Below are 536 nucleotides of genomic sequence, written 5' to 3' on the forward strand. Positions count from 1 at the left end.
GCACGGATGCGGGTGTCGTCCTCGGGGACCTCGGCCGTGCGGGAGGAGGCCAGGCGCAGCCGCGCCTCGACCTCCGCGGGGCCGGCGGTGTCGAGCACGACGTCGTCGACCATCCAGTTCGCGGCCACGGCCGCCATCCCGCCCTCGGTGAGGACCATCAGCAGCGGCGCGGCCAGGCCCTTGGCGGTGAGCAGCTGCGCGAGGTTGCGGGCGGTGATCAGGTCGGTGCGCCCGTCCAGCAGGACCACGTCCGGGGACCGGCCGTCGAGGCTGCCGGACACGGTCCGCGTCGGGGCGACCGAGACCTTGTGGTTGAGCAGGTCGAGGGCCGGGAGCACCGATGCCGAAGGTCCGTCCGCGTCGGTCAGCATCAGGATCTGGAACACTCGTGCTTCTCCACTCTGGCGTACGGACTGAGCTGTCAGTATAGGTCCGGGCGGGCGACCGGCTCCGCGGCCCCGCCGGTCCGGAGCGTCCCGCGGCCCGTGCCCGCCCGCACCCCGTGCCCGGTTCCCGGTCCTGCACCCGGTCCCGGC

At 74.3% G+C, this 536-nt stretch carries 1 pseudogene; it reads right to left on the reverse strand.

Going from position 1 to position 536, the window contains the following annotated elements:
• Positions 1–386: pseudogene (locus tag FRC98_RS21075) on the reverse strand (DNA-binding response regulator); the annotation flags it as partial.
• Positions 387–536: the final 150 nt, after the last annotated feature.

It is taken from the genome of Lujinxingia vulgaris (genome assembly GCF_007997015.1).
Lineage (GTDB): Bacteria > Myxococcota_A > Bradymonadia > Bradymonadales > Bradymonadaceae > Lujinxingia > Lujinxingia vulgaris.